This window comes from Mycobacterium sp. NGS63 (assembly GCF_059812295.1).
Window position 1 is genome coordinate 419,860 of sequence record NZ_JCALCJ010000005.1, and the last position, 23,634, is coordinate 443,493.

Genomic DNA, 23,634 nt, shown 5'->3' on the forward strand with positions numbered 1-23,634 from the left:
CAACCCCGCGGATTATTGTCTGGGCATGGTGGACACACCGCGCGGCGCCGACGCGAGGGTCGCCGAGGCCGCGGCGTGCATCGTCAATCGCCTGGGCGAGCGGCTCGACGCGCTGACCGCCTCGGTGCAGCACACCTTGGTCGCTCAGATCCCGGAGCTCGAGGGTGACGCCCAGCTGCGGGAGTTACTGCGAGACAACATCGAGGAGAACATCGACACCGCGTTCTCGACGATCCGGCACAACATTCCCATCGACCACGTCGAGCCGCCGACGACGGCGCTGGAGTACGCGCGGCGGCTGGCCCAACGCGGAGTGTCCGCGAACGCGTTGGTGCGCGCCTATCGACTCGGCCACCAGATCGTGCTGGACCAGGCCCTCGGCGAAACCCGCGTCGCGGAGCTGGATCCGCAACTGGGCCTGGATGTCTACGAGCACATCACCGTGGCGCTGTTCGGCTACGTCGACTGGATCACACAGCAAGTGATCAGCACGTACCAGACCGAGCACGACCGCTGGCTGTCGAATCAAAACAGCGTCCGGGTGCTGAAGGTTCACGAAGTCCTTGGCGAGGGCGAAATCGACGTCGACGCGATGACCGCCGCGATCGGCTACCCGCTCTCGCGGACTCACCTTGCGGCCGTCGTCTGGTATCGACAGCCCGAGGGCGGCGACGAGTTGCTGGCGATGGAACGATTCGTGCGGCAACTGGCGCAATCGATTGGCGCTCAGGAGGGTTCGTTGTTCGTCCCGGTGGACCGCCTGACCGGATGGGCGTGGATCCCGCTGTCCGCGGAGGCGGCGCCCGACGCGGTGGCGCGGGTTCGCGCGTTCGTCGACGCCCGCGCCGACTGCCCGCGGATCGCTCTGGGCCATCCACTGCCCGGCGTCGAGGGCTTTCGGCGTTCGCATCGGCGGGCACTTGACGCGCGCACGGTCGCAATGGCGTCGGGTGCCGGGGCGCGACGGGTCACGGCCGCAGGCGATCCCGGCCTTTCGACCGCGGCGTTGCTCGGTCGCGACCTGGACGCCGCGCGCTCATGGGTGACGGAGCTGCTCGGCCCACTCGCCGCTGAAACGGACAGCGACGAACGGCTCCGCGAGACGCTGCGAGTCTTCCTGCACTGCGGCTCCAGTTACAAGGCGGCCGCAGCAGAGCTGCACCTGCACGTGAACTCGGTGAAGTACCGGGTGCACCGTGCGGTCGAGCGCCGTGGTCGCCCCATTGGGGATGACCGGCTGGATGTCGAAGTCGCACTGCTGCTTTGCCACTGGTATGGCGCGGCGGTCCTGGCCTGACGTCCCGCTCAGTACATGGCCGTCGGGGCGTCCGAAACCTTCACCAGCTTGACTTCGGGGCGGTCCGGCACCCCGTCGGGCAGGAACCAGCGGAAGGCGAGGTTGCCCCGCGGATAGCCCAGCGTGGTCAGCGAATTCGGGTGGGCGGTCGGCCGGTGCGACAGCACGATGGTCACCGAGCCGTCAGCGTTCAGCACGGCGCTGTGGCCGTTGACGGAGCAACGAGCGTCGGCGGCGCCCACTGTGGCCATGAACTGGTTCCACACCACCATGTTCCAGAACCGGCACCGCGGCGGCCGGTGGGTGATGACCAGCGCCTCGTCGTCGGCGAGGATGAAGCTGCCGTACGAGTAGCACGCGTCGCGCGCCGACCAGCCGAAGTTGGCGTCGGGCACCTGGTAGGGATCGGCGAATTGATTTGCGGCATGGGCGGTCTCGTGGCCCAGTGCGTGCTGATCGTCGGCCCGGGTCCCGACGGCCAGCGGCACGATGGCAAACATCGTGCGCAGCCAGGTGGCCGCGGCGCGCAGGCTCGCGGCGGTCTCGGCGTCGCCGTGCCGGATCGGGTCCGGCTCGTCGAGCGCCTCGATGTGCCACGACACCGGCCGGCCGGTCAGCGGGTCGGCCTGGTAGTCGCGCGTCATCAGCACGGCCGCGTCGGGGGTCGGGGGAAATTCGAAGCTGAAGTTGCCCTCGGCGTCGAGGTCGAGGTCGGTGTCGCGGACGATCGCGACCACCCGGTCCGACCACGCGCCGGGTGAGGGTTCGTTGTAGGCCGTCACCGAAAAGTACACGCTGTCACCGCGATTGCCGCTGATGCGGTAGCGCCGCTTCGGGTCGACCGGGCACAGGAGGTAGTACGCGTCGGTGTTGTCGCCACCCCAGCGGCGGTCGCGGCGAAACGGCGTGTTCACGGCGACGAACTGCGGGCGGCCGGGCTCGGGGAACAGGTAGGCGTCCAGCGCCACGCCGAGCGTCGTGGCCAGGGTGCGGTAGCCGTCGGCGACGTGCCGATCGTCGGTGACGGCGCGATCGCCGTCGAGGAAGGACCGGTCCAGGCCGCCCAGGGTTTCCAGCAGCTCCCGCCACGCGGCCGTCGATTCGTGCGTCATGCGCCAATTCCCTTCAGCAGCAACGTCGTTGTCCGGTCGACCCACCCGTCGTCGAGTTCGGTGGGGCGCGTGAGCAGGCCCAGCAGTGTGATACCGGCGATCGCCTCGGTGAGCTCGCCGGCGGTCACGTCGGCCCGGACCTCGCCCCGCGCCGCGGCGCGGGCGAGCAACTCGGCGAGCCCACCGGCGATGATGTCGCCGAACCGTTCCAGCAGCGCCGAATGCAACGACGGGTCCGCGGCCATCTCGCCGACCAGCCCCGGCAGCGCGGCCCGGGCAGCCGGCGTCGTCAGGACGGCCATCGTGCGCCGCACCATCTCGCGCAGGTCCCCGGGCAGCGAGCCGGTGTCGGGGATTTGGGTCGCCGAGCCGATCGGGAAGACCGCCTCGTGCACGAGGTGCGCCTTGCCGGGCCAACGCCGGTAGATCGCGGGCTTGCTGGTGCCGGCCCGCTCGGCGATGGCGGAGACCAACAAACCTGAGTAGCCGGTCTCGGCGAGCAGTTCGACCGTCGCGCGCAGCACCGCATCGTCGATACGCGGGTCACGGGGACGGCCAAAATCAACAACCATTACGAAACTCAGAGTAACATAAGTCGGATGACCGACACCGCCGTCGTTCGTTTGACCGACCTGGCCCAGCCCCGCTTCGGCGAACAGGCCCAACAGCTCCTGGACATGATGGCCACGCTGGCGCCGGACTGTCCGCTGGACGCCGACGCCCTGCACGCCCGGGCCAGCGCCGACACCGGCCTGCACGATTTCGGTCCCGACGACTACCGCGAACGCCTCGACGTCTACCTCGCCGCGCTGCGTGACATCGACGGGCTGCACGCGGCCGGCATCGTCAACTTCTACGGACAGCTGGTGCAGCTGCTCAAGAACCGGCTCCTGCTCACCGATCTGCTGAGCCGGCATCCCGAGATCGACGACATCGAACTGCAACCGCCGGTCGTGATCGCCGGCCTGCCCCGCACCGGCACCACCCACCTGCACAACCTGCTGGCGGCCGCGCCCACCTTCCGCACCATGCCGTACTGGGAAAGCGTCGAACCGTTCCCGCTGCCGGCGGAGGCCGGCCTCGAGCCGGATCCGCGGCGGGCCCGGATGGACATCGGGGTCGGTGCGATCAACATCGTGATGCCCCACTTCCCGTTGATGCACGAGATGACCACCGATCACGTGCACGAAGAAATCCAACTGCTCGCCAACGACTTCTCGACGATGCTCTTCGAGACGCTGGCCGACGTCCCCCGCTGGCGCGACTACTACCAGGCCCACGACCAGACGCCGCACTACGAGTACCTCGCCCGGCAACTCAGGGCCATGCAGTTCCTGCGCGGCGGACGGCGCTGGCTGCTCAAGTCGCCGCAGCACCTCGAGCAGGTGCCGGTGCTGGACCGGGTGTTCCCCGGCGGCATCGTCGTGTTCACCCACCGCGACCCGGTGCCGGTGGCGCTGTCGATGATCGCGATGATCACCTACTCCGCGCGCATGCACCGATCGCCGGTGCCGGTGGGGCAGATCGCGGAGTACTGGATCGACCGCCTCGAGGCGATGTTGACCGCGCTCGTCCGTGACCGCGACACCATCGGCCCCGAGCGCTCGATCGACATCCGCTTCGACGAGTTCATGGCCGACGAACTCGGCGTCGCCGAGCGGGTCTACGCGCTGGCCGGCGAAGCGTTCACCGACGACGCCCGCGCGGCGGTCGCCGGCTACCTGGCCGGCCATCAGCGCGGCCGACTGGGCAACGTCGAAACGTCGGCCGAGATGTTCGGGTTGCGCCAGGACGCCCTGCGGGAGCGCTTCGCGCCATATGTCGACCGGTTCCTGAGCTGAGGCGGCGGTCCGCTACGTTCTGAACACATGGTCGCTATGCCCGCGCTGGACGGAGTCGAACACAGGTACGTGGAGCTCGGGGACGGCGTGACGATCCACGTCGCCGACGCGGGCCCCGCCAGCGGCCAGGCGGTGATGCTGGTGCACGGCTTTCCCCAAAACTGGTGGGAATGGCACGAATTGATCCCGGCGCTGGCCGCCGACGGCTACCGCGTCCTGTGCCCCGACCTGCGCGGCGCGGGCTGGAGTTCGGCGCCGCGGTCGCGATACCTCAAGAACGACATGGCCGACGACCTGGCCGCGGTGCTGGATCGCCTGGGCGTTGCCACGGTCACGCTCGCCGCCCACGACTGGGGCGGGCCGGTGGCGTTCACCATGATGCTGCGCCACCCGGAGAAGGTCACCGGATTCTTCGGCCTGAACACCTCGGCGCCGTACGCCAAGCCCGAACCCCGGCTGCTGCGCAACATCTGGCGGTTCTGGTACCAGATCCCGATCGCACTGCCGGTGATCGGACCGCGGGTGGTCGGCGACCCCAAGGCCCGGTTCTACCGCCTGCTGGCGTCGTGGGTCGGCGGGGGGTTCCTGGTGCCCGAGGACGACGTCCGCTTCTACGTCGAGTGCATGCGCCAGCCCGGGCACGCCTTGGCCGGTTCGCGGTGGTATCGCACGTTCCTGAGCACCGAGGTGTTTCGCTGGCTGCGCGGCGAATATGACGACGTTCGCGTCGACGTCCCGGTCCGCTGGCTCACCGGCACGAAGGACCCCGTGCTCACGCCGGACCTGCTGGACGGATATGGCGAGCACATCAGCGATTTCGGGGTCGAGCTGGTCGACGGCGTCGGCCACTGGATCGTCGAGCAGCGACCCGACCTGGTGCTCGACCGGCTGCGCGCGTTCCTGCGCGCCCAAACTTGAGCTGCCGCGGCCCGTCGAATGCCGCGAAAGTGCAACTGGCAACGCAAAACCCGAGTGACCGCGTCGGTAGCCGCACTCTCGCGGTAGGGGTTATTCGACGCCGATGGTGACTTCGGTGGACTTGATGAACACGGTCGCGGGCTGACCGACCTTCAGCCCGAGTTCCGTTGCGGCGTCCTTGGTGACCGACGACGTGACGACCTGGTCGCCGCCGTCGAGCTTGACCTTCACGATCGCCATCACGGTACCGAGATCGACCTCGGTGATGGTCCCCTTGAGCTGGTTGCGGGTCGAGAGCCGCATCGCGAGTTCCCTCCAAAAAGTTGGGGCGTTTGCGATGAGCCTAGTGTCGCGGGCCCAGCAGGGCTACGGATGCGTCCACGGCCGGTTCGACGATCTGCCGGACGGGGCTGCCGTCCTCGACGGCCAGCGCGGTCAGTTCGCGCAGGCCGCCCAGCAGGATCACGGCCAGCGGCGTGGTCAACGGCGGCAGCTGCGCGCGGCGGAACCCCGGGCTGGCGCTGAGGTCGACCAGCAGGCTGGACAACAACTGCAACCCGCGGCGCTGCACGGGGCGGGCGACGGCGCCCAGCGACGGGAGCTCGCGAATCCAGCTCAGCGTGATGGCCGGGCGGGCCTCGATGTGCCCGACATAGGCCTCGACGGCCTGGCGGATCTGGTGATGCCAGTCGGCTTCGGGATCGACGGCCGCGGCGATGTTTTCGCCGAGCCGTTCGATGTCGGCGCGCAGCAGCTCCAAGAAGCAGTCTTCCTTGCTGGCGAACTGGTCGTAGAACGTGCGCTTCGACGTGCGGGCGTGGCGGACGATGTCGGCGACGGTACTGGCGCGGTAGCCGCGTTCGCCGATCGAGGTGGCGAGGCCGTCGAGCAGCCGAAGCCGAAAGGGATCACCGAGAACCGCGGCGTCGGCCGCTGCTGTCACCGCTGTCGTCACGTCCGGCGCCCCTTTCGCTCGAACACGGCACCTTGTCAGACTTGGTACCACAGAGTACCGTGACGGGAAAGGTTTTGGTACACCGCGGTACCAACCGCGAAAACCGGGAGTGTCACCGGATGAGCGAAGTCATCACCGCCCCGCCGGCCGTCAGGATGCCGCCGGCCGCCCGGATGCCGAAGGCGCTGCAGGGCGTCTTCTTCGCCGCGTCACGGCGGTGGATGATCCAGCGGCTGGCGCGGCGTTACGGCAACGTGTTCACCGTCAACATCCCGATCTACCGGCGGGTGGTCATCGTCGGCGACTGGCGGCTGGCCAAGCAGGTCTTCACCACCAGCCCGGAGGAACTCGGCAACATCCAGCCCAACCTGAGCCGCCTGTTCGGCTCGGGCTCGGTGTTCGCGCTCGACGGCGACGACCACCGCCGGCGGCGACGGCTGCTGGCGCCTCCGTTCCACGGCAAGAGCATGAAGAACTACGAGCGCATCATCGAAGAGGAGACGCTGCGCGAGACGGCGGGCTGGCCCGAGGGCAGGCCGTTCGCCACGTTGCCGTCGATGATGCACATCACGCTCAACGCCATCCTGCGCGCGGTGTTCGGCGCCGAGGGCGCCGAGCTCGACGAGCTGCGCCGCCTGATCCCGCCCTGGGTCACGCTGGGATCGCGCCTGGCGGCGCTGCCCAACCCCAAACGCAACTACGGCCGGTTCAGCCCCTGGGGCCGGCTGGCCGAGTGGCGGCGCGAGTACGACAGGGTCCTCGGCCGACTGATCGACGCCGAACGGGCCGACCCGAAATTCGCCGAGCGCACCGACGTGCTGGCGCTGATGCTGCGCAGCACCTATGAGGACGGTTCGGCGATGTCCCGCAAGGACATTGGCGACGAGCTGCTCACGCTGCTGGCCGCCGGGCACGAGACCACCGCGTCCACCCTGGGGTGGGCGTTCGAGCGGTTGACCCGGCACCCGGACGTGCTGGCCGACCTGGTCGCCGAGGCCGATACCGACGGCAACGAACTGCGCCAGGCGACGATCCTGGAGGTCCAGCGGGCAAGGACCGTCATCGATTTCGCCGCCCGCCGCGTTTACTCGCCGGTGTTCCAGCTCGGTGAGTGGGTCATCCCCCGCGGGGACTCGATCATCATCAGCATCGCGCAGATCCACAACGATGCCGACGTGTTCCCCGACCCCGAGCGCTTCGATCCGCAGCGCTACATCGACAGCAAGCCGTCGTCTTTCGCGTGGATCCCGTTCGGCGGCGGGACCCGTCGCTGCGTCGGCGCGGCGTTCGCCAACATGGAGATGGACGTGGTGCTGCGAACGGTGTTGCGCCACTTCACCATTGAGACCACCACGGAACCCGGAGAGCGCTGGCACAACCGGGGCGTCGCGTTCACCCCCAAGGACGGCGGGCGCGTGGTGGTGCGCCGGCGCTGAGCCCGATGGGCCCTATCAACCGGCGGTGGCTCGCCGCGGCAACTTCCAGCCGGGCCGGATGTAGTGACAGGTGTAGCCGTTGGGGTAGTGCTGCAGGTAGTCCTGGTGCTCGGGCTCGGCCTCCCAGAAATCACCGGCCGGGCTGACCTCCGTCACGACCTTGCCCGGCCACAGGCCCGACGCCTCGACGTCGGCGATGGTGTCCAGCGCGATGCGCTTCTGCTCGTCGTCGAGGTAGAAGATCGCCGAGCGGTAGCTGGCTCCCCGGTCGTTGCCCTGCCGGTCTTTCGTTGTCGGGTCGTGGATTTGGAAGAAGAACTCGAGCAGCGTGCGGTAGTCGGTAACGCTGGGGTCGTAGACGATTTCCACGGCCTCGGCGTGCGTGCCGTGGTTGCGGTAGGTTGCGTTCGGGACGTCGCCGCCGCTGTAGCCGACCCGGGTGGAGACCACCCCGGGCTGCTTGCGGATCAGCTCCTGCATTCCCCAGAAGCAGCCGCCCGCCAGGATCGCTTTTTGGGTGTTCGTCATTCCTTGTCCTCCTTGGGAACCTCGGAACCTGAACGACTCAGCCCAGGCTACACTCCGGCGATGACGTCGTTTTCCCGTAGCGAACTGGCAACAGCCTTCGAGAAATTCGAGCAGACGGTGGCCCGGGCCGCCGAAACCCGGGACTGGGACGCCTGGGTCGAGCAGTACACCCCGGACATCCTCTACATCGAGCACGCCGCGGGCACCATGCGCGGCCGAGACCAAGTGCGCGACTGGATTCGGGGCACGATGACGACCTTTCCCGGCAGCCACATGGTGGCGTTCCCGACGCTGTGGTCGGTGATCGACGAGCCCACCGGGCGCGTCATCCTCGAACTGGACAACCCGATGCGCGACCCCGGCGACGGCAGCGTCATCAGCGCCACCAACATCACCATCATCACCTACGCCGGCGACGGCCTGTGGTGCCGCGAGGAAGACGTCTACAACCCGCTGCGCTTCCTGAAGGCGGGCCTCAAGTGGTGCCAGAAGGCGCAGGAGCTGGGCACGCTCGACGAGGACGCGGCGCGGTGGATGCAGCAATACGGGGGAGCGCAGTGAGCGCCAAGCCCAAGCTCGTCATAGGCGCCAACGGCTTCCTGGGTTCGCACGTCACTCGGCTGCTCGTCGGCGACGGCTGCGAGGTGCGCGCGATGGTGCGCCCGAACGCCAACACCCGCGCCATCGACGACCTTTCGGTCACCCGGTTTCACGGCGACGTCTTCGACACGGACACGCTGCGCGAGGCGATGGACGGCGTCGACGACGTGTACTACTGCGTCGTCGACACCCGCGCATGGCTGCGCGATTCGGCCCCGCTGTTCCGCACCAACGTCGAGGGGCTGCGCAACGTCCTCGACGTCGCCGTCAAGGAACCCGGCCTGCGCCGGTTCGTCTTCACCAGCACCTACGCCACCGTGGGCCGGCGGCGCGGGCGCGTGGCCACCGAGGACGACGTCATCGACCCGCGCGGGCTGACCCCCTACGTGCAGTCCCGGGTGGCCGCCGAGAACCTGGTGATGCAATACGTGGCCGAAGCCGGATTGCCCGCCGTGGCGATGTGCGTCTCGACGACGTACGGCAGCGGGGACTGGGGCCGCACCCCGCACGGCGCGTTCATCGCCGGCGCCGTCTTCGGCAAGCTGCCCTTCCTGATGAACGGCATCCAGCTGGAGGTCGTCGGCGTCGACGACGCCGCCCGGGCCATGATCCTGGCCGCCGAACGCGGGCGCATCGGCGAGCGGTACCTCGTCTCGGAGAAGATGATCCCGTTGAAGGAGGTCGTGCGAGTCGCCGCCGACGAGGCCGGCGTGCCGCCGCCGCAGCGCTCGATCTCGGTGCCGATCCTCTACGCGCTGGGCGCGCTGGGCAGCCTGCGGGCGCGACTGACGGGCAAGGACGCCGAGCTCAGCCTCAAGTCGGTGCGCATGATGCGCGCGGAGGCCGACGTCGACAGCGGCAAGGCGAAACGCGAATTGGGTTGGCAGCCAAGGCCGGTCGAGGAGTCGATCCGCGAGGCCGCCCGGTTCTGGGCCGCACTGAAGTCCGCCCGCAAGGGCGGCGCGCCCGCCGCGTCCGAATAAGCTAGCCGTTCGTGGACCGGATCAGCGTCGACCTGAACGGGCCGCCGCAGACCATGCTGGCCACCCTGTACGCCAAGGCGCTCGACGCCGACGCGCCGCGGCCGATCCTGGGCGACCACTTCGCGAAGGCCGCCGTCGAACGCATCGACTACGACTGGAGCAGGACGACGATCACGCCGCGGCGCGCGCCGTCGGTCGCCGTGCGCACCCTGCACTTCGACAACTGGGCCCGCCAGTTTCTGGCCGCCCACGCCGGCCAGGACGCCACGGTGCTGCATGTCGGCTGCGGCCTGGATGCCCGCGTCTACCGGCTGGATCCGCCGCCGGGGGTGCGGTGGTACGACATCGACTACCCCGACGTCATCGCGCTGCGCGAGCGCGTGTACCCGGGCCGGGCCGACTACCGGATGCTGGCGGCGTCGGTGACAGATCCGTCCTGGCTGGCCGAAATACCGCCGCAGGGCCCCGCGCTGTTCGTCGCCGAGGGGCTGACCATGTACCTGACGAGGGACGACGGGCTGGCCCTGCTGCGCCGCGTCGTCGATCGGTTCGGGTCCGGGGAACTGCAGTTCGACTCCTTCAGCACGTTCGGGATCCGCACGCAGTGGAGCAACGCGGTGGTGCGGCGCTCGGGATCCACGCTGCACTGGGGCGTCGACGGGCCCGGCGACATCGTCGACGCCGTCGCGGGGGTGCGCCTTTTGGCGTGGGAATCGGTGTTCGACAGCGACACCTTCGACCGGGTCTCGCCGGCCGTCCGCTGGCTGGGCCGGGTCATGGCGGCGGTTCCGGCCCTGCGAAACATGGCCCAATACCACCGCTACGCGTTCGGGAAGCTTTGAGCGCGGGCTCGCGTTGCACCCGCTATCCGCGCGTCGAGGAGGAGAACCATGGGCCACCCGGAAATCAAAGAGCCCAGCGCTGGGCACCCGATCACCATCGAGCCGACCCAGGGGCGGGTGCAGGTCCGCGTCAACGGTGAACTCGTCGCGGACACCGCCGCGGCGCTGGAATTGCGCGAGGCGACTTTGCCTGCGGTGCAATACATACCGATCGGCGACGTGGTTGCCGAACGGCTGTCGCGCACCGACACCAGCACCCACTGCCCGTTCAAGGGCGACGCCAGCTACTACAGCGTGACCACCTCGGCCGGCGACACCGTCGAGGACGCCATCTGGACCTACGAGGAGCCCTATCCGGCCGTCGCGGCGATCGCGGGGCACGTCGCCTTCTACCCGAACAAGGCCGAGATCAGCGTTCGGTAGGCGTCGGGGGCCGCCAGTTGGGGAACAGTTTCGCCCCCGAACTGGTGTCGCTGTATTCGCGCATCGACACGATCAACCCGTCGCAGGTCTCGAAAACGCAGATGAACGGGCTGTCGTAGTGCGCGCCGTCGGCGGTCGTGCCCGCGGCCTCGCCCTCGACGACCACCGTGTCGCCTTCGTTGATGCAGCGGAGCAGATCGACGTCGATTTCGACGACCCGTTTGCGCTCGTCGACCACGCGCCGAAAGTTCTGCTTGTCCAGAGACAGACGGGTGTGCAGGCTCCAGTAGGTGAAGTCGTTGCTCAGCAGTGCGAACCCCTCGTCCACGTCGCCGCCCTCGCTGAGGCTCTGCAAGAACATCCAAGCCAATTCGGCGTGCGGCGCGTCGAACGGGGTCATCACATCGCAATAGTGTCGTGGCAATCAGTGAACGGTCAATCGACACACCCCGCAGAAACGAGTGTTTGGTGAGCAGCGCGCGCACGGTCACCTTCCCCGGGGCGGCCAGCTTCGGGCACACCCTGGCGCCGCTGCGCCGCGGTCCGAGGGACCCGTGCTTCCGGCTGGCCGGCGATGGCACCTGCTGGCGCACCAGCCTGCTGCCCAGCGGGCCCGTCACGGCGCGGATCACCCGCACGGCGCCCAACGCCGCCCGGGCCGTGGCGTGGGGTGCCGGCGCGCAGGAGTTCCTGGAGCGGCTGCCCGCGCTGCTCGGTGCCGAGGACGACGCCTCGGATTTCGCGCCGCGCGACCCGACCGTCGCGGCCGCGCACCGGCGCGTTCCGCACCTGCGGTTGGCCCGCACGGGCCTGGTGCTGGAGGCACTGATCCCGGCGATCATCGAGCAGCGCGTGCCCGGCGCCGATGCGTTCCGGTCGTGGCGCCTCCTGGTGTCCAAGTACGGCACGCCCGCACCCGGGCCCGCGCCCGACGGGATGCGGGTGTTGCCGCCGGCCGAGGTGTGGCGGCACATCCCGTCGTGGGAGTTTCACCGCGCCAACGTCGATCCGCGGCGGGCGCAGGCCGTGGTGAGTTGCGCGCGCCGCGCTGCCTCGCTCGAGCGGCTCGTGTCGCGGCCGGCCGAGCAGGCCCGCCGGGCGCTGACGTCGTTGCCGGGGGTGGGCGAGTGGACCGCCGCCGAAACCGCGCAGCGGGCCTTCGGCGACGCCGACGCGGTGTCGGTGGGCGACTACCACGTCCCGAAGATGATCGGCTGGACGCTGCTGGGCCGCCCGGCCGACGACGCCGTCATGCTCGAACTGCTCGAGCCGATGCGACCGCACCGCCACCGGGTGGTGCGTTTGCTCGAAGCCAGCGGACTGGCCTACGAACCGCGCCGCGGGGCGCGGCTGCCGGTGCAGCACATCAGCCGCCTCTAGGCGCGGCCCGACCCCGGCCGGCGCGCGGGTTCCGGTTTCCCGCAACCGCCATCGGGTACCCATGCCCGGAAGTGACCGTGTGCGAAACAGGGGAGAAATCGATGACACAGTTCACCATTCCGGGCCTGACCGACAAGCAGGGGGCGCGGCTCGCCGAGTTGCTGCAAAAGCAACTGAGCACATACAACGACCTGCATCTGACGCTCAAGCACATCCACTGGAACGTGGTGGGCCCCAACTTCATCGGCGTGCACGAGATGATCGACCCGCAGGTCGAGGCGGTCCGCGGTTTCGCCGACGACGTCGCCGAGCGCATCGCCGCCCTGGGCGCGTCGCCCCAGGGCACGCCGGGTGCGATCCTCAAGGACCGCACCTGGGACGACTATTCCGTCGGCCGCGACTGCGTCCAGGCGCACCTGGCCGCGCTCGACCTCGTCTACAACGGCGTCATCGAAGACATCCGCGGCTACATCGAGGAGACCGAGGAGCTCGACAAGGTCACCCAGGACATGTTGATCGACCAGGCGGCCAACCTGGAGAAGTTCCAGTGGTTCGTGCGGGCGCACCTGGAGAGCGCGGGCGGCAAGTTGACCCACGAGGGCTCGTCCACCGAAAAGGACGCCGCGAGCAGCGCCCGCAACAGCTGACGGCACCGCGGGAATAACTGGACCGTAGTCCGGTTATACGGGTATGCCCGCTATCACCGCAGACACCCTGACATTGCCGCGCATCGGCGCGGCCGGTCCCGCCGACACCGAACGGCCGGTCCGATCGATCACCACCGGCCCCCGCGCCTACGAGGGCGAGGGCTTTCCGGTGGTCCGCGCGTTCGCCGGGGTCAGCGCCGCCGCGCTGGATCCGTTCGTGCACATGGACCAGATGGGCGAGGTGGAGTACCAGCCCGGCGAGCCCCGGGGCACCGACTGGCATCCCCACCGCGGCTTCGAAACCGTCACCTACATGATCGACGGCAAATTCGCCCACCAGGATTCGCACGGGGGCGGCGGCCTGATCACCGACGGCGCGACGCAATGGATGACGGCCGGTTCCGGCATCCTGCACATCGAGACCCCGCCGGCCGAACTGGTCGAAAGCGGCGGCGTTTTCCACGGCATCCAGCTGTGGGTGAATTTGCCGAAGAAGGACAAATTCGCACCGCCCCGTTATCAGGCGATCGAGGGCGGGGACGTCGCACTGCTCGCGTCGGACGACGGCGGGGCCCTGGTCCGCATCATCGCCGGCGAGGTCGACGGGCACCGCGGCCCGGGGATCACCCATACCCCGATCACGTTGGCGCACGCGACGATTGAAGGCGGCGCCCGGCTGAACCTCCCGTGGCGCCGGGACTTCAACGCGCTGTTGTACGTGCTGTCCGGCAGCGGGTACGTCGGCCCGGTGGCCCACCCCGTCCGCCAGGGGCAACTGGTCGTGCTCGGTCCCGGCGATCGAATCACCGTCGGCGCGGATCAGGGCCGGCCGGTCGACGTGCTGTTGCTGGGCGGGCAGCCCATCGGCGAGCCGGTATTCCACTACGGGCCTTTCGTGATGAACACCCGCGCGGAATTGGTCGAGGCGCTGCAGGACTACTACGACGGAAAGTTCGGCAGCATTCCGCCGAATGCGCTAATGCCGCACCATGGCGGTGGCACAATTTAGCGATGTCGCCAACGGCGAGTCGCCGACCGGGACGGCCCCCTGCCGCCAGGGCCGACGAAACGCGTCAGCGGATTATCGACGCGGCCCGTCTCGTATTTAGCGAACGCGGGTATGACGGGGCGACTTTCCAGGCGATCGCCGCCCGCGCCGATTTGACCAGGCCGGCGATCAACCACTACTTCTCCACGAAGCGGCTTCTGTACCGGGACGTGCTGGAGCAGGCAAACTCCCTCGTCATCGGGGCCGGCATCCGGCAGGCGGAGCACGAGAGCACGCTGATGGGGCGGCTGACGGCCTTCATCTCCGCCGCGGTGCGCGCCAATTCCGACAATCCCTCCGCGTCGGCGTTTTTGATTAGCGCCGTGCTGGAATCGCAACGCCATCCGGAATTGACCGGGACCGAAAACGATTCGGTGAAAATCAGCCACGAATTTCTGACGCACGCGGTCAATGACGCGATCGAACGCGGGGAGGTCGTCGCGGATATCGACGCATCCGCATTGGTCGAATCGCTGCTGGTCGTGCTCTGCGGAGTCGGGTTCTACGTCGGTTACGTCCGCAGCTACGAAGAGTTGCTGGCCGTCCGCGACGTGCTGCGGCGGCTGCTGGAGGGCGCTTTGTGGCGGCCCGAGGCCGGACAGTGAAGTTGCGCACAAAGCGTATAGGCTAACTAACTTATTCGGTACCATGGTCGGGTCATGACTGATCTGGATGCCTCGGTACCGCCCTCGGTGCGCAGCGCCGGCGACAGTTGGGCCATCACCGAACTGGTCGGCGCCACCGCGTTGGGCGTCGCCGCCTCGCGCGCGGTGGAGACGGCCGGAACCGACCCCCTGATCCGGGACGAGTTCGCCCGCATCCTGGTCTCCTCGGCCGGCCCGGCGTGGGAGCGGCTGACCGATGTCGAGCTGGCCTGGCTCGACGGCGACCCGCACGGCCAGCGGGTGCATCGGCTGGGCGTCGACTACCAGGCGGTGCGGACGCACTACTTCGACGGCTACTTCGCCGACGCGGTCGGCGCCGGGGTTCGGCAGGTCGTCATCCTGGCCGCGGGCCTGGACTCCCGGGCCTACCGGCTGGATTGGCCGGCCGGGACGGCGGTCTACGAGATCGACCAGCCCAAGGTCCTTGAATACAAGACCGAAATTTTGGCGTCGCACGGCGCGAGTCCCGCCGCCGCGCGCCGCGCGGTCCCGGTGGACCTGCGCGACGACTGGCCGGCGGCGCTGGCGGCCGCCGGCTTCGACCGCACCCAACCGACCGCATGGCTCGCCGAAGGGCTGCTGCCCTACCTGCCGAGCGACGCCCAGGACCGGCTCTTCGACATGGTTACGGACCTGAGCGCACCGGCCAGCCGCATCGCCGTCGAGGTCTTCGGCATGAACTCGAAGGGCAACACCGCGCGCTGGCTGCGGATGCGGGAGCGGCTGGGCCTGGACGTCAACGTCCAGGCGCTGACCTATCACGAGCCCGACCGCACCGACGCCGCCGCCTGGCTGACCGACCACGGCTGGCAGGTGGACACGGTGAACAACCGCGACGAGATGGCCCGGCTGGGCCGCCCGGTTCCCGACGACCTCGCCGACGAGGCGGTGCGCAGCACGCTGCTGCGGGCGCGCCTCGGCGGTCCGACCGCCTGACTTCCGCCCCCAAAACGATTCGAGGAGCAACCCAATGAGCTCACTGCGCACGCACGACGACACGTGGGACATCAAGTCCAGCGTCGGCACCACCGCGGTGATGGTGGCTGCCGCCCGGGCCGTCGAAACCGATCAGCCCGACCGGCTGATCAGCGACCCCTACGCCAAGTTGCTGGTCAACAGCGCCGGCGCCAACGTGTTGTGGCAGGCGCTGCTCGACCCGGAGATGGTGGCCAAGGTGGAAAGCCTGGACGCCGAATCGGCGGCCCACATCGCGCACATGCGCGGCTACCAGGCCGTCCGGACGCACTTCTTCGACACCTACTTCAACGACGCCGTTGGCGCCGGGATCCGGCAGGTGGTGATCTTGGCGTCGGGCCTGGACTCGCGCGCCTACCGCCTGGACTGGCCGGCCGGCACCACGGTGTACGAGATCGACCAGCCCCAGGTGCTGGAGTACAAGTCCACGACGCTGGCCGACAACGGCGTGACGCCGTCGGCCAACCGCCGCGAGGTCGCCATCGACCTGCGCCAGGACTGGCCGGCCGCGCTGCGCGCGGCGGGGTTCGACCCGGCGGCGCGGACCGCGTGGCTGGCCGAGGGCCTGCTGATGTACCTGCCCGCCGAGGCGCAGGACCGGTTGTTCACCCAGATCGGCGAGCTGAGCGCGCCGGGTAGCCGGGTGTCGGCCGAGACCGCGCCCGAGCACGCCGACGAGCGCCGCCAGCAGATGCGCGAACGGTTCAAGAAGGTCGCCGAGGAGATCGGCCTCGAGGAGTCCATCGACGTCGGGGAGCTGATGTACCGCGACGAGGACCGCGCGGACGTCACCGACTGGCTCAACGACCACGGCTGGCGCGCGCGGGCGCAGCCCGCGACGGACGAGATGCGCCGGCTCGGCCGCTGGGTCGAGAACGTCCCGCTGGCCGACGACAAGGACGCGTTCTCCGACTTCGTGGTCGCCGAGCGGCTGTAGCGGTGTCTACTCCCGAACTCGAGGGGGTTCGGGAGCAGGATCCTTCCCTACTGCTCTCCCAACCGGATGGTTAGGATCGCGGTTATCACCGATGAGCGGTTACCCGCGCCTGCCGCGGGCGGCTCTGCTCGGGAAGGACCATGATGACCACCGAATCGGTTGCACCGAAGACATCAGAATCCACCAACGGCGTGGCGGCTCAACCGGTCGATGTCGCGGCCACGGTTGCCCGGCTCCGCGCGACCTTCGCCACGGGCCGCACCCGCGACATCGAATGGCGCAAGCGCCAGCTGCTGCAGCTGGAAAAGCTGATGCTGGAGAACGAGGCGGCGATCGCCGCCGCGCTCGCCGAGGACCTGGACCGCAGCCCCTTCGAGGCGTTCATCGCCGACGTCGCCACCACCGCCGGCGAGGCCAAGTACGCGGCCAAGAAGGTGCGGCGCTGGACCCGGCGTAAGTACCAGCTGCTCGAGATGCCGCAGCTGCCCGGCCGCGGCTGGATCGAGTACGAGCCCTACGGCACCGTGCTGATCATCGGCGCCTGGAACTACCCGTTCTACCTGACCCTGGGACCGGCGGTCGGGGCGATCGCCGCCGGCAACGCCGTCGTGCTCAAGCCCTCGGAGATCGCGGCCGCGTCCGCGCACTTGATGGCCGAGCTGGTGCCGCGCTATCTCGACAACGACGCGATCGCGGTCGTCGAGGGCGACGGCGCGGTGAGCCAGGAGCTGATCGCGCAGGGCCTGGACCGGCTGCTGTTCACCGGCGGCACCGAGATCGGCCGCAAAGTCTACGAGGGCGCGGCACCGCACCTGACGCCGTGCACGCTCGAGCTCGGCGGCAAGAGCCCGGTGATCGTGGCCGCCGACGCCGACGTGGAGGTGGCGGCCAAGCGGATCGCCTGGATGAAGCTGCTCAACGCCGGGCAGACCTGCGTCGCCCCCGATTACGTGTTGGCGGACGCCACGATTCGCGACGAGCTGGTGAGCAAGATCGGCGCCGCCATCACCAAGTTCACCGCGGACAAGCCCAGCGGGATGCGCATCGTCAACCAGCGGCAGTTCGACCGGATCAGCGGCTACCTCTCCGGCAGCGACGGCAAGGTCATCGTCGGCGGCGAGTGTGACGCGTCGAGCCTGCGCATCCAGCCGGCCGTCGTCGTCGACCCTGACCCGGACGGCCCGCTGATGCGCAACGAGATCTTCGGGCCGGTGCTGCCGGTGATCACCGTCGGTAACCTCGACGAGGCAATACGTTTCATCAACTCGCGGCCAAAGCCGCTGTCGGCGTACCTGTTCACCAAGACGCGGGAAACCCGCGAGCGGGTGATCAAGGAGGTGCCGGCGGGCGGCATGCTGGTCAACCACCTTGCCTTCCAGGTGTCGACCGCCAAGCTGCCGTTCGGTGGAGTGGGGGCGTCCGGGATGGGCGCCTACCACGGCAAGTTCGGCTTCGAGGAGTTCAGCCACCGCAAGGCGGTGCTGACCAAGCCGACCCGGCCCGACCTGTCGAGCTTCATCTACCCGCCCTACACCGAGCGGGCGATGAAGATGGCCCGCCGCATGTTCTAAAGGTCTCACGCTGCGCCAAAACCCTTGCTAGACCCGAGATTCCACAGCAGAGAGGAAGCTTATGCCCGGAGTGCAGGATCGCGTCGTCGTCGTCACCGGTGCCGGTGGGGGGTTGGGCCGTGAATACGCCCTGACCCTCGCCCGGGAGGGCGCCAGCGTCGTCGTCAACGACCTCGGCGGTGCGCGCGACGGCACCGGGGCCGGCCACAACATGGCCGACGAGGTGGTCAAGGAGATCAAGGACGCGGGCGGTCGCGCGGTGGCCAACTACGACAGCGTCGCCGAACCCGAGGGCGCGGCCAACATCATCAAGACCGCGCTCGACGAGTTCGGCGCAGTGCACGGTGTGGTGAGCAACGCCGGGATCCTGCGTGACGGCACCTTCCACAAGATGTCGTTCGAGAACTGGGACGCCGTCCTCAAGGTGCACCTTTACGGCGGGTACAACGTCATTCGCGCCGCCTGGCCGCATTTTCGCGAGCAGAGCTACGGCCGCGTCGTCGTCGCCACCTCCACCAGCGGGCTGTTCGGCAACTTCGGGCAGGCCAACTACGGCGCGGCCAAGCTCGGCCTGGTCGGCCTGATCAACACGCTGGGCCACGAGGGCGCCAAGTACAACATCAAGACCAACGCGCTGGCGCCGATCGCGGCCACCCGGATGACCGAGGACATCCTGCCGCCCGAGGTGCTGCAGAACCTGACGCCGGACTTCGTGGCGCCGGTGGTTGCCTACCTGTGCACCGAGGAGGTGCCCGACACCGGCTCGATCTTCATCGTCGGCGGCGGCAAGGTGCAACGCGCGGCGCTGTTCCAGAACGAGGGCGTCACGTTCAAGAAGCCGCCGTCGGTGGACGAGGTGGGCGCGCACTGGACCGAGATCGACGACCTGTCCGCGGCAAAACAGGCCAACTTCTCGATCCGGTGATCGAAACCGCATGAAAGCCTGTGTCGTACAGGAGCTTTCGGGTCCGTCCGGGGTGGTCTACACCGACGTCGAAGATCTGGACGATGTCGACGAGGACGGCAACCACGTCGTCATCGACGTCCGCGCCGCCGGGGTGTGCTTTCCGGACCTGCTGCTGGCCAAGGGCGAGTACCAGCTGAAGCTGCCGCCGCCGTTCGTGCCGGGCATGGAGGCCGCGGGCGTGGTGCGTTCGGCGCCCGCGGACTCGGGCTTCGAAGTGGGCGAACGGGTTTCGGCGTTCGGAATCCTGGGCGCCTATGCCGAGCAGGTGGCGGTTCCGGTGCCGAACGTGATGCGCAGCCCCGCCGAGCTCGACGACGCCGAAGCGGTGTCGCTGCTGGTCAACTACAACACCATGTATTTCGCGCTGGCGCGCCGCGCCGCGATGCGCCCGGGCGACACGGTCCTGGTGCTGGGCGCGGCGGGCGGAGTGGGCACGGCGGCGATCCAGGTTGCGCAGGCGATGGGCGCGAAACAGGTGCTGGCCGTTGTGCATCGGGAGGCCGCGGCCGACTATGTCGCATCGCTGGGCGCCGACCTGGTGGTGCCGCTGGCCGACGGCTGGGCGGACCGGGTGCGGGACTTCACCGACGGGCGCGGGGTCGACATCGTCGTCGATCCCATCGGCGGGCCGGCCTTCGACGACGCGGTGCGCGTCCTGGCGATCGACGGCAAGCTGCTGGTGATCGGCTTCGCCGCCGGCAGCATTCCCACGGTCAAGGTCAACCGGTTGTTGTTGCGCAACGTCAGCGTGGTGGGCGTGGCCTGGGGCGAGTACCTGAACAAGGTCCCCGGCTCGGCCGCGTTGTTCTCCTGGGGGCTGAGCCAGTTGGTTTCCCTCGGGCTGAAACCCCCACCGCCGCAGCGCTATCCGCTGTCGGAGGGACAGGCCGCGCTGCAGAGCCTGGCCGACGGCGGTGTGCTCGGCAAGCTCGTGCTCGAGCCGTAGACCGGTCGACTACTGCGGGCCCGGGCTGGGCACGCCGAGGAAGATGGCCTCGCCGGCGTTCAGCAGGGTGATGAGCTCGAAACCGCCCGCGAGCGTGGTCAGCCCGACGTTGGCCGCGATGGGCCGCCCGAACGCATCCATGAGCCCGCCGACCACGTTGCCGTTGATCGCTTCGGTGATGCCGTCCAGGAACAGGTTGACGTCGTAGGACGGCAGCGTGACCGCCACGGCGGTCGCGATGTCCGCGGTCGGGAGCAGGGTCGCGTAGGCGGTCGAGACATCGGCGGTGAAGGTGCCGACGATGTTCGTGTTCGCGGACTCGATGGCCTGGATGATGCCGGTGGGTGTGGTCGGCAGCGTCGCCGACGGGGCCAGGGCCAGCTGGGCGAAGCCCGATGACGCGGCGCCCGGAAGCGAGGCGGCCAGGCTGGACATGTCCGCGGTGAAGGCGCTGATCCCCTGCTGGGTGGCGCCGGGCAGAAGTGCGCCCAGTTCCGTCGTTGCGCTGAGCGGCGGCAGGAAGCCGAACGGAGTCTGGACATTGGACGGACTCGTCGAGAAGCCGTAGTTCGGGTCGCCGTAGCCCCAGTTGACGAGGAGCTTCAGGTCCGGCTGGATCAGGTCCGCGAGCGGGTTGCCGATGAGCGGGAGCGCGCGCAGCGGCGTCAGCAGCGGCAGGTTCTGCGTGGGGATCATGTAGTAATTCGTCATACCGTTCGTCGGGTCGAGGTCGTGCGACCCGGGCAACAAGAATGCGGACGAGAGTTGTGCGTTCGTCAGATGCGGGTAGCTGCCATGCACGAACACGATGCCGGCGAGCGCGTTGAGGTCGGAGAAGACATTGATCGGATAACGCGGGAAATCAGCGAAGCCGTCGTACTCCAGCGTCCAGATGGATGTCGGAAAATCATTGGCGGGCGTCGAGGTGCCGAAGGTGACACCCAGGCTCGGGAAACTCAGGCCGGGGAAGCGCGCCAACAGACCGCCGTTGGGGTTGGCCGGATTGCCGAGCAGAGTGAAGTACGCCTGGACGGGCGACCCTCCGGTTCCGTTGGTGAAGCCCTCGGCGAGGAGCTTCGGCATTTCCAATGTCGCGACAATCGAGCTCTGCGAATAACCCAGAACGGAAACGGCGTTAGCGGTGCCGGGTTGGATCGCCAGGTTGATCGCGTTGTCCAGCGCGGTGACGCCGCGGGCCAGCGATATGTCTAGCGTCAGGTCTTTGACGCCGGTGAACGGATACAAACCCTCGGCCGTGGTCACCGCCCGAAGCGGACCAGTAAACGGCCCCCCGCCGCCGAACACGCCGTTCAGGTACCGGCTGAAGACGTTATTCATGTAGGTCGTGGGAGGGTTCGCGGTGCCGCTGCCGGTCATGATCAGATTGGCTACGACATTGGGATCGGTCGCCCCCTGTGTCACCGCGCCGAATACCGGGTTCGTCGTGCCGGTCAGGCCGAGCGTGCCGGCGATCTGAGCTTCGGCCTGCGCGTAGGTGTTTCCGGCAGTGGCCAGCGTCGCCGTGAACTGATTGTGGAACGCGCCCGCCTGCTGGAGCATCGCCTGGTATTCCTGGCCGAACGCGCCGAAGAACTGCGCGGTGATGGCCGACACCTCGTCTTCGGCCGCTGCCACCACACTCGTCGTGGAACCCGCGGCGGCCGCCCTGGCTTGCTCGATTGCCGAACCGATCGAGGAAGCGTCCTGTGCGGCCGTCGCCAAGATCTCGGGCTGCGCAACTAATGTCGTCATCGACTCTTCCCTTCCGGACACGCCAACCGATAAGCAGCTAGCTTAGGAGCGCTTGACCCGTTGCGTTGGCGTTTTTGCGTCGTTGGTTTGGGTGTGTCCGGACCCGGCCGAGATCAGCCGTGCGCGTTAGGGAATGAGGCTCTGGAGGTCTTTGACGTTCGACGACAACGCCGACAGCAGCACCAGGCCCTCTACCCCGCCGGCCACCGTCCCCAATCCGACGTCGGCCGCGATCGGATAGCCGATCGCGTTGACGAGGTTGCCCTGCGCGAGCTGGCTCAGGAAAAGCTCGCCGTCGTACAGAGGCAGGTCGGTGGCGAAGGAAAGCCCGATGTCGGCGGTGGGAAGCAGGACGCCGTAGTCGGTCGACACGATCGAATTGAAGGTGTTGACCACCTTTGCCGGCGATGGCAGGTTGGCCAGCGTCGCCATCGGGTCCGGCGCGGCCGGCAACGACAACTGCCCGACCGCGGCGGCGGGTTGCGCCACGATCTGCTGCATGTCGAGCGAGAAGTCGTGGATGCCCTGCTGAGTGCCGGCGGCCAGCGCGTTAAAAACGGTGCCCGGGTTGACATTCGGGAACAAGCCGAAGGGCGTCGGAACGTCCGCGTAGCTCGTCGAGTACCCCAGGGTCGGGTCGGGGCCGTAGCCCAGGTTGACGATCACCTTCAGGTCCGGCTGGAGCAGGTCGGCCAACGGGTTACCGAGCACTGGGAGCGCCCGCAGCGGTTGCAGCAGCGGCAGGTTCTGGGTGGGGATCATGTAGTAGGTGGTGTTGCCGTTGTAGGTCGGGGAGGTCGGCAGCTGGATCGCGTTGTTGACCTGGGTCGGGCTGAGATCCAGGTAGGTGGTGTGCACGAAGACGATGCCGGCGACCGCGTTGAGGTCGGAGACGATGTTGATCGGGTAGCGCGGAAAGTCGGCGAAGCCGTCGTACTCGAGCGTGTAGTTAGCCACGTGGTAGGGCGTGTTCGCATTCATCGCGGGATAGAAGTCCAGCCCCAGGGCGGACAGGTTGAGGTTCGGGAAGCGCGACAGCATGCCCCCGTTGGGGTTCACCTCGTTGCCGGTCAACACGAAGTTGAGCTGGTTGACGTTGGGAGGGTTGGCGCCGAACAGCGACGTGCCGTTGGCGAGATTCTGCATCTCCAGCGACGAGATGATGGCGCTCTGCGAAATGCCGAAAACCGTTACCGTTTGCCCCTGGTTGTGGATCGTGTTGTACAGCGTGTTGTCCAGGATGCTCACGCCCTGGGCCACCGAGGTGTTCAGGGTCGAGCTCCGGACACCGGTCAGCGGGTACAGCTGCTCGGGCGTGAACAGCTTCGCGAGGGTGCCGACCGAACGGACGTAGAGATTGTTCGCGTTGATGACGAACTTGTCCGACGGTATGGGAACTCCTGTGCCGCCGATGAAGTAGGACACCTGATTCGCCGGGAACGGGGGGATGGTGGCCGCGGGCACCGCCGCGCTGGGCAACCCGGGCCCACCCAGCCCCAGCGTGCCGGCGATCGCGGCTTCGGTGTCCGCATAGGCGATTCCGGCGGCGGCCAGCGCCTGCCGAAACTGGTTGTGATACGCCTCGAACTGCGCCACGAGGGCCTGGTAATCCTGACCGACGGTGCCGAACACGCCCGCGATGGCCGCCGACACCTCGTCGCCGGCGGCCGCCGCCAGGCCCGATGTCGGAGCCGCGGCGGCGGCGGTGGCGGCGCTGAATGCCGAACCGATCCCGTCGATCTCCGCGGCGGCCGACGCCAACATCTGCGGCTCGGCGATCACATACGTCATCGGACCCGTCCTTTCCCAAG

Annotated in this window: 25 protein-coding genes; 17 read left to right on the plus strand and 8 right to left on the minus strand. The window is 68.4% G+C overall.

Translation table 11 applies throughout. From position 1 onward, the window contains the following. Positions 1-25: 25 nt before the first annotated feature. Entirely contained in the window at positions 26-1,297 is a 1,272-nt protein-coding gene (locus tag AC5Y4Z_RS16045; RefSeq protein ID WP_499965439.1) for a PucR family transcriptional regulator, read from the plus strand. An 8-nt stretch (positions 1,298-1,305) separates the two neighbouring features. On the opposite strand, the gene AC5Y4Z_RS16050 is transcribed toward AC5Y4Z_RS16045, so the two are convergent. Together AC5Y4Z_RS16050 and AC5Y4Z_RS16055 are read right to left on the minus strand one after the other, a co-directional pair. Then, on the minus strand, positions 1,306-2,409 hold the full coding sequence (locus AC5Y4Z_RS16050) for a DUF1214 domain-containing protein (RefSeq protein ID WP_499965440.1): 1,104 nt from the start codon (positions 2,407-2,409) through the stop codon (positions 1,306-1,308). After that, positions 2,406-2,981, minus strand: a complete 576-nt coding sequence (locus AC5Y4Z_RS16055) for a TetR/AcrR family transcriptional regulator (protein ID WP_499965441.1) — start codon at positions 2,979-2,981, stop codon at positions 2,406-2,408. The genes AC5Y4Z_RS16050 and AC5Y4Z_RS16055 overlap by 4 nt, the downstream gene beginning before the upstream one ends. 27 nt (positions 2,982-3,008) lie before the next feature. Here AC5Y4Z_RS16055 and AC5Y4Z_RS16060 point away from each other — a divergent pair, with 27 nt between their 5' ends. Both AC5Y4Z_RS16060 and AC5Y4Z_RS16065 read left to right on the plus strand, forming a co-directional pair. Then, positions 3,009-4,250, plus strand: coding sequence for a sulfotransferase family protein (locus tag AC5Y4Z_RS16060; RefSeq protein ID WP_499965442.1), 1,242 nt, complete (start codon positions 3,009-3,011; stop codon positions 4,248-4,250). A gap of 27 nt (positions 4,251-4,277) precedes the next feature. Further along, positions 4,278-5,168, plus strand: coding sequence for an alpha/beta fold hydrolase (locus tag AC5Y4Z_RS16065; protein WP_499965443.1), 891 nt, complete (start codon positions 4,278-4,280; stop codon positions 5,166-5,168). A gap of 90 nt (positions 5,169-5,258) precedes the next feature. Here the strand turns inward: AC5Y4Z_RS16065 and AC5Y4Z_RS16070 are convergent, their stop codons facing one another. Both AC5Y4Z_RS16070 and AC5Y4Z_RS16075 read right to left on the minus strand, forming a co-directional pair. Then, positions 5,259-5,471 (minus strand): TOBE domain-containing protein, encoded by a 213-nt coding sequence (locus tag AC5Y4Z_RS16070; RefSeq protein WP_499965444.1) that lies wholly within the window; start codon positions 5,469-5,471, stop codon positions 5,259-5,261. Between the two features lie 40 nt (positions 5,472-5,511). Then, a complete protein-coding gene (locus AC5Y4Z_RS16075) occupies positions 5,512-6,123 on the minus strand; it encodes a TetR/AcrR family transcriptional regulator (RefSeq protein WP_499965445.1) in 612 nt (203 codons plus the stop codon). A gap of 119 nt (positions 6,124-6,242) precedes the next feature. Between AC5Y4Z_RS16075 and AC5Y4Z_RS16080 the strand changes: the two genes are divergently transcribed. Then, positions 6,243-7,559 (plus strand): cytochrome P450, encoded by a 1,317-nt coding sequence (locus AC5Y4Z_RS16080; protein WP_499965446.1) that lies wholly within the window; start codon positions 6,243-6,245, stop codon positions 7,557-7,559. A gap of 15 nt (positions 7,560-7,574) precedes the next feature. On the opposite strand, the gene msrA is transcribed toward AC5Y4Z_RS16080, so the two are convergent. Further along, positions 7,575-8,087 (minus strand): peptide-methionine (S)-S-oxide reductase MsrA, encoded by a 513-nt coding sequence (gene msrA, locus AC5Y4Z_RS16085; RefSeq protein WP_499965447.1) that lies wholly within the window; start codon positions 8,085-8,087, stop codon positions 7,575-7,577. Positions 8,088-8,147: 60 nt separating this feature from the next. Here msrA and AC5Y4Z_RS16090 point away from each other — a divergent pair, with 60 nt between their 5' ends. The 4 genes from AC5Y4Z_RS16090 to AC5Y4Z_RS16105 are packed head-to-tail and all read left to right on the plus strand — an operon-like array spanning position 8,148 to position 10,935. Continuing rightward, positions 8,148-8,648: a nuclear transport factor 2 family protein gene (locus AC5Y4Z_RS16090; RefSeq protein WP_499965448.1), complete on the plus strand. Its 501-nt coding sequence runs from the start codon at positions 8,148-8,150 to the stop codon at positions 8,646-8,648. Next, positions 8,645-9,670, plus strand: coding sequence for an NAD-dependent epimerase/dehydratase family protein (locus AC5Y4Z_RS16095; RefSeq protein ID WP_499965449.1), 1,026 nt, complete (start codon positions 8,645-8,647; stop codon positions 9,668-9,670). Before AC5Y4Z_RS16090 ends, AC5Y4Z_RS16095 begins: the two co-directional genes overlap by 4 nt. Before the next feature lie 20 nt (positions 9,671-9,690). Then, positions 9,691-10,512 carry a class I SAM-dependent methyltransferase gene (locus tag AC5Y4Z_RS16100; protein ID WP_499965515.1) on the plus strand — a complete coding sequence of 274 codons (822 nt, stop codon included), beginning with the start codon at positions 9,691-9,693 and terminating at the stop codon, positions 10,510-10,512. 48 nt (positions 10,513-10,560) lie between these two features. After that, the gene (locus AC5Y4Z_RS16105; protein ID WP_499965450.1) at positions 10,561-10,935 is read left to right on the plus strand and encodes a DUF427 domain-containing protein; all 375 of its coding nucleotides are present in this window, start codon (positions 10,561-10,563) and stop codon (positions 10,933-10,935) included. On the opposite strand, the gene AC5Y4Z_RS16110 is transcribed toward AC5Y4Z_RS16105, so the two are convergent. After that, entirely contained in the window at positions 10,922-11,335 is a 414-nt protein-coding gene (locus AC5Y4Z_RS16110) for a nuclear transport factor 2 family protein (RefSeq protein ID WP_499965516.1), read from the minus strand. The genes AC5Y4Z_RS16105 and AC5Y4Z_RS16110 overlap by 14 nt on opposite strands. Before the next feature lie 65 nt (positions 11,336-11,400). On the opposite strand from AC5Y4Z_RS16110, the gene AC5Y4Z_RS16115 reads away from it, so the two are divergent. The 9 genes from AC5Y4Z_RS16115 to AC5Y4Z_RS16155 all read left to right on the plus strand — a co-directional run bounded on the left by AC5Y4Z_RS16115 (position 11,401) and on the right by AC5Y4Z_RS16155 (position 20,071). Continuing rightward, a complete protein-coding gene (locus tag AC5Y4Z_RS16115; protein WP_499965451.1) occupies positions 11,401-12,315 on the plus strand; it encodes a DNA-3-methyladenine glycosylase family protein in 915 nt (304 codons plus the stop codon). A 101-nt stretch (positions 12,316-12,416) separates the two neighbouring features. Further along, positions 12,417-12,962 carry a Dps family protein gene (locus AC5Y4Z_RS16120; RefSeq protein WP_499965452.1) on the plus strand — a complete coding sequence of 182 codons (546 nt, stop codon included), beginning with the start codon at positions 12,417-12,419 and terminating at the stop codon, positions 12,960-12,962. A gap of 43 nt (positions 12,963-13,005) precedes the next feature. Continuing rightward, positions 13,006-13,971, plus strand: coding sequence for a pirin family protein (locus AC5Y4Z_RS16125; protein ID WP_499965453.1), 966 nt, complete (start codon positions 13,006-13,008; stop codon positions 13,969-13,971). A gap of 2 nt (positions 13,972-13,973) precedes the next feature. Then, positions 13,974-14,615, plus strand: coding sequence for a TetR/AcrR family transcriptional regulator (locus AC5Y4Z_RS16130; RefSeq protein WP_499965454.1), 642 nt, complete (start codon positions 13,974-13,976; stop codon positions 14,613-14,615). A gap of 54 nt (positions 14,616-14,669) precedes the next feature. Further along, a complete protein-coding gene (locus tag AC5Y4Z_RS16135; RefSeq protein WP_499965455.1) occupies positions 14,670-15,611 on the plus strand; it encodes a class I SAM-dependent methyltransferase in 942 nt (313 codons plus the stop codon). Between the two features lie 43 nt (positions 15,612-15,654). Continuing rightward, positions 15,655-16,587: a class I SAM-dependent methyltransferase gene (locus AC5Y4Z_RS16140; RefSeq protein WP_499965517.1), complete on the plus strand. Its 933-nt coding sequence runs from the start codon at positions 15,655-15,657 to the stop codon at positions 16,585-16,587. A gap of 140 nt (positions 16,588-16,727) precedes the next feature. Continuing rightward, positions 16,728-18,158: an aldehyde dehydrogenase family protein gene (locus tag AC5Y4Z_RS16145; RefSeq protein WP_499965456.1), complete on the plus strand. Its 1,431-nt coding sequence runs from the start codon at positions 16,728-16,730 to the stop codon at positions 18,156-18,158. Positions 18,159-18,219: 61 nt separating this feature from the next. Next, a complete protein-coding gene (locus tag AC5Y4Z_RS16150; RefSeq protein ID WP_499965457.1) occupies positions 18,220-19,083 on the plus strand; it encodes an SDR family NAD(P)-dependent oxidoreductase in 864 nt (287 codons plus the stop codon). A 10-nt stretch (positions 19,084-19,093) separates the two neighbouring features. Beyond that, positions 19,094-20,071 (plus strand): NADPH:quinone oxidoreductase family protein, encoded by a 978-nt coding sequence (locus AC5Y4Z_RS16155; protein WP_499965458.1) that lies wholly within the window; start codon positions 19,094-19,096, stop codon positions 20,069-20,071. A gap of 9 nt (positions 20,072-20,080) precedes the next feature. On the opposite strand, the gene AC5Y4Z_RS16160 is transcribed toward AC5Y4Z_RS16155, so the two are convergent. Beyond that, positions 20,081-21,823, minus strand: coding sequence for a PE family protein (locus tag AC5Y4Z_RS16160; RefSeq protein WP_499965459.1), 1,743 nt, complete (start codon positions 21,821-21,823; stop codon positions 20,081-20,083). Positions 21,824-21,949: 126 nt separating this feature from the next. Beyond that, on the minus strand, positions 21,950-23,614 hold the full coding sequence (locus tag AC5Y4Z_RS16165; protein WP_499965460.1) for a PE family protein: 1,665 nt from the start codon (positions 23,612-23,614) through the stop codon (positions 21,950-21,952). Positions 23,615-23,634 lie beyond the last annotated feature (20 nt).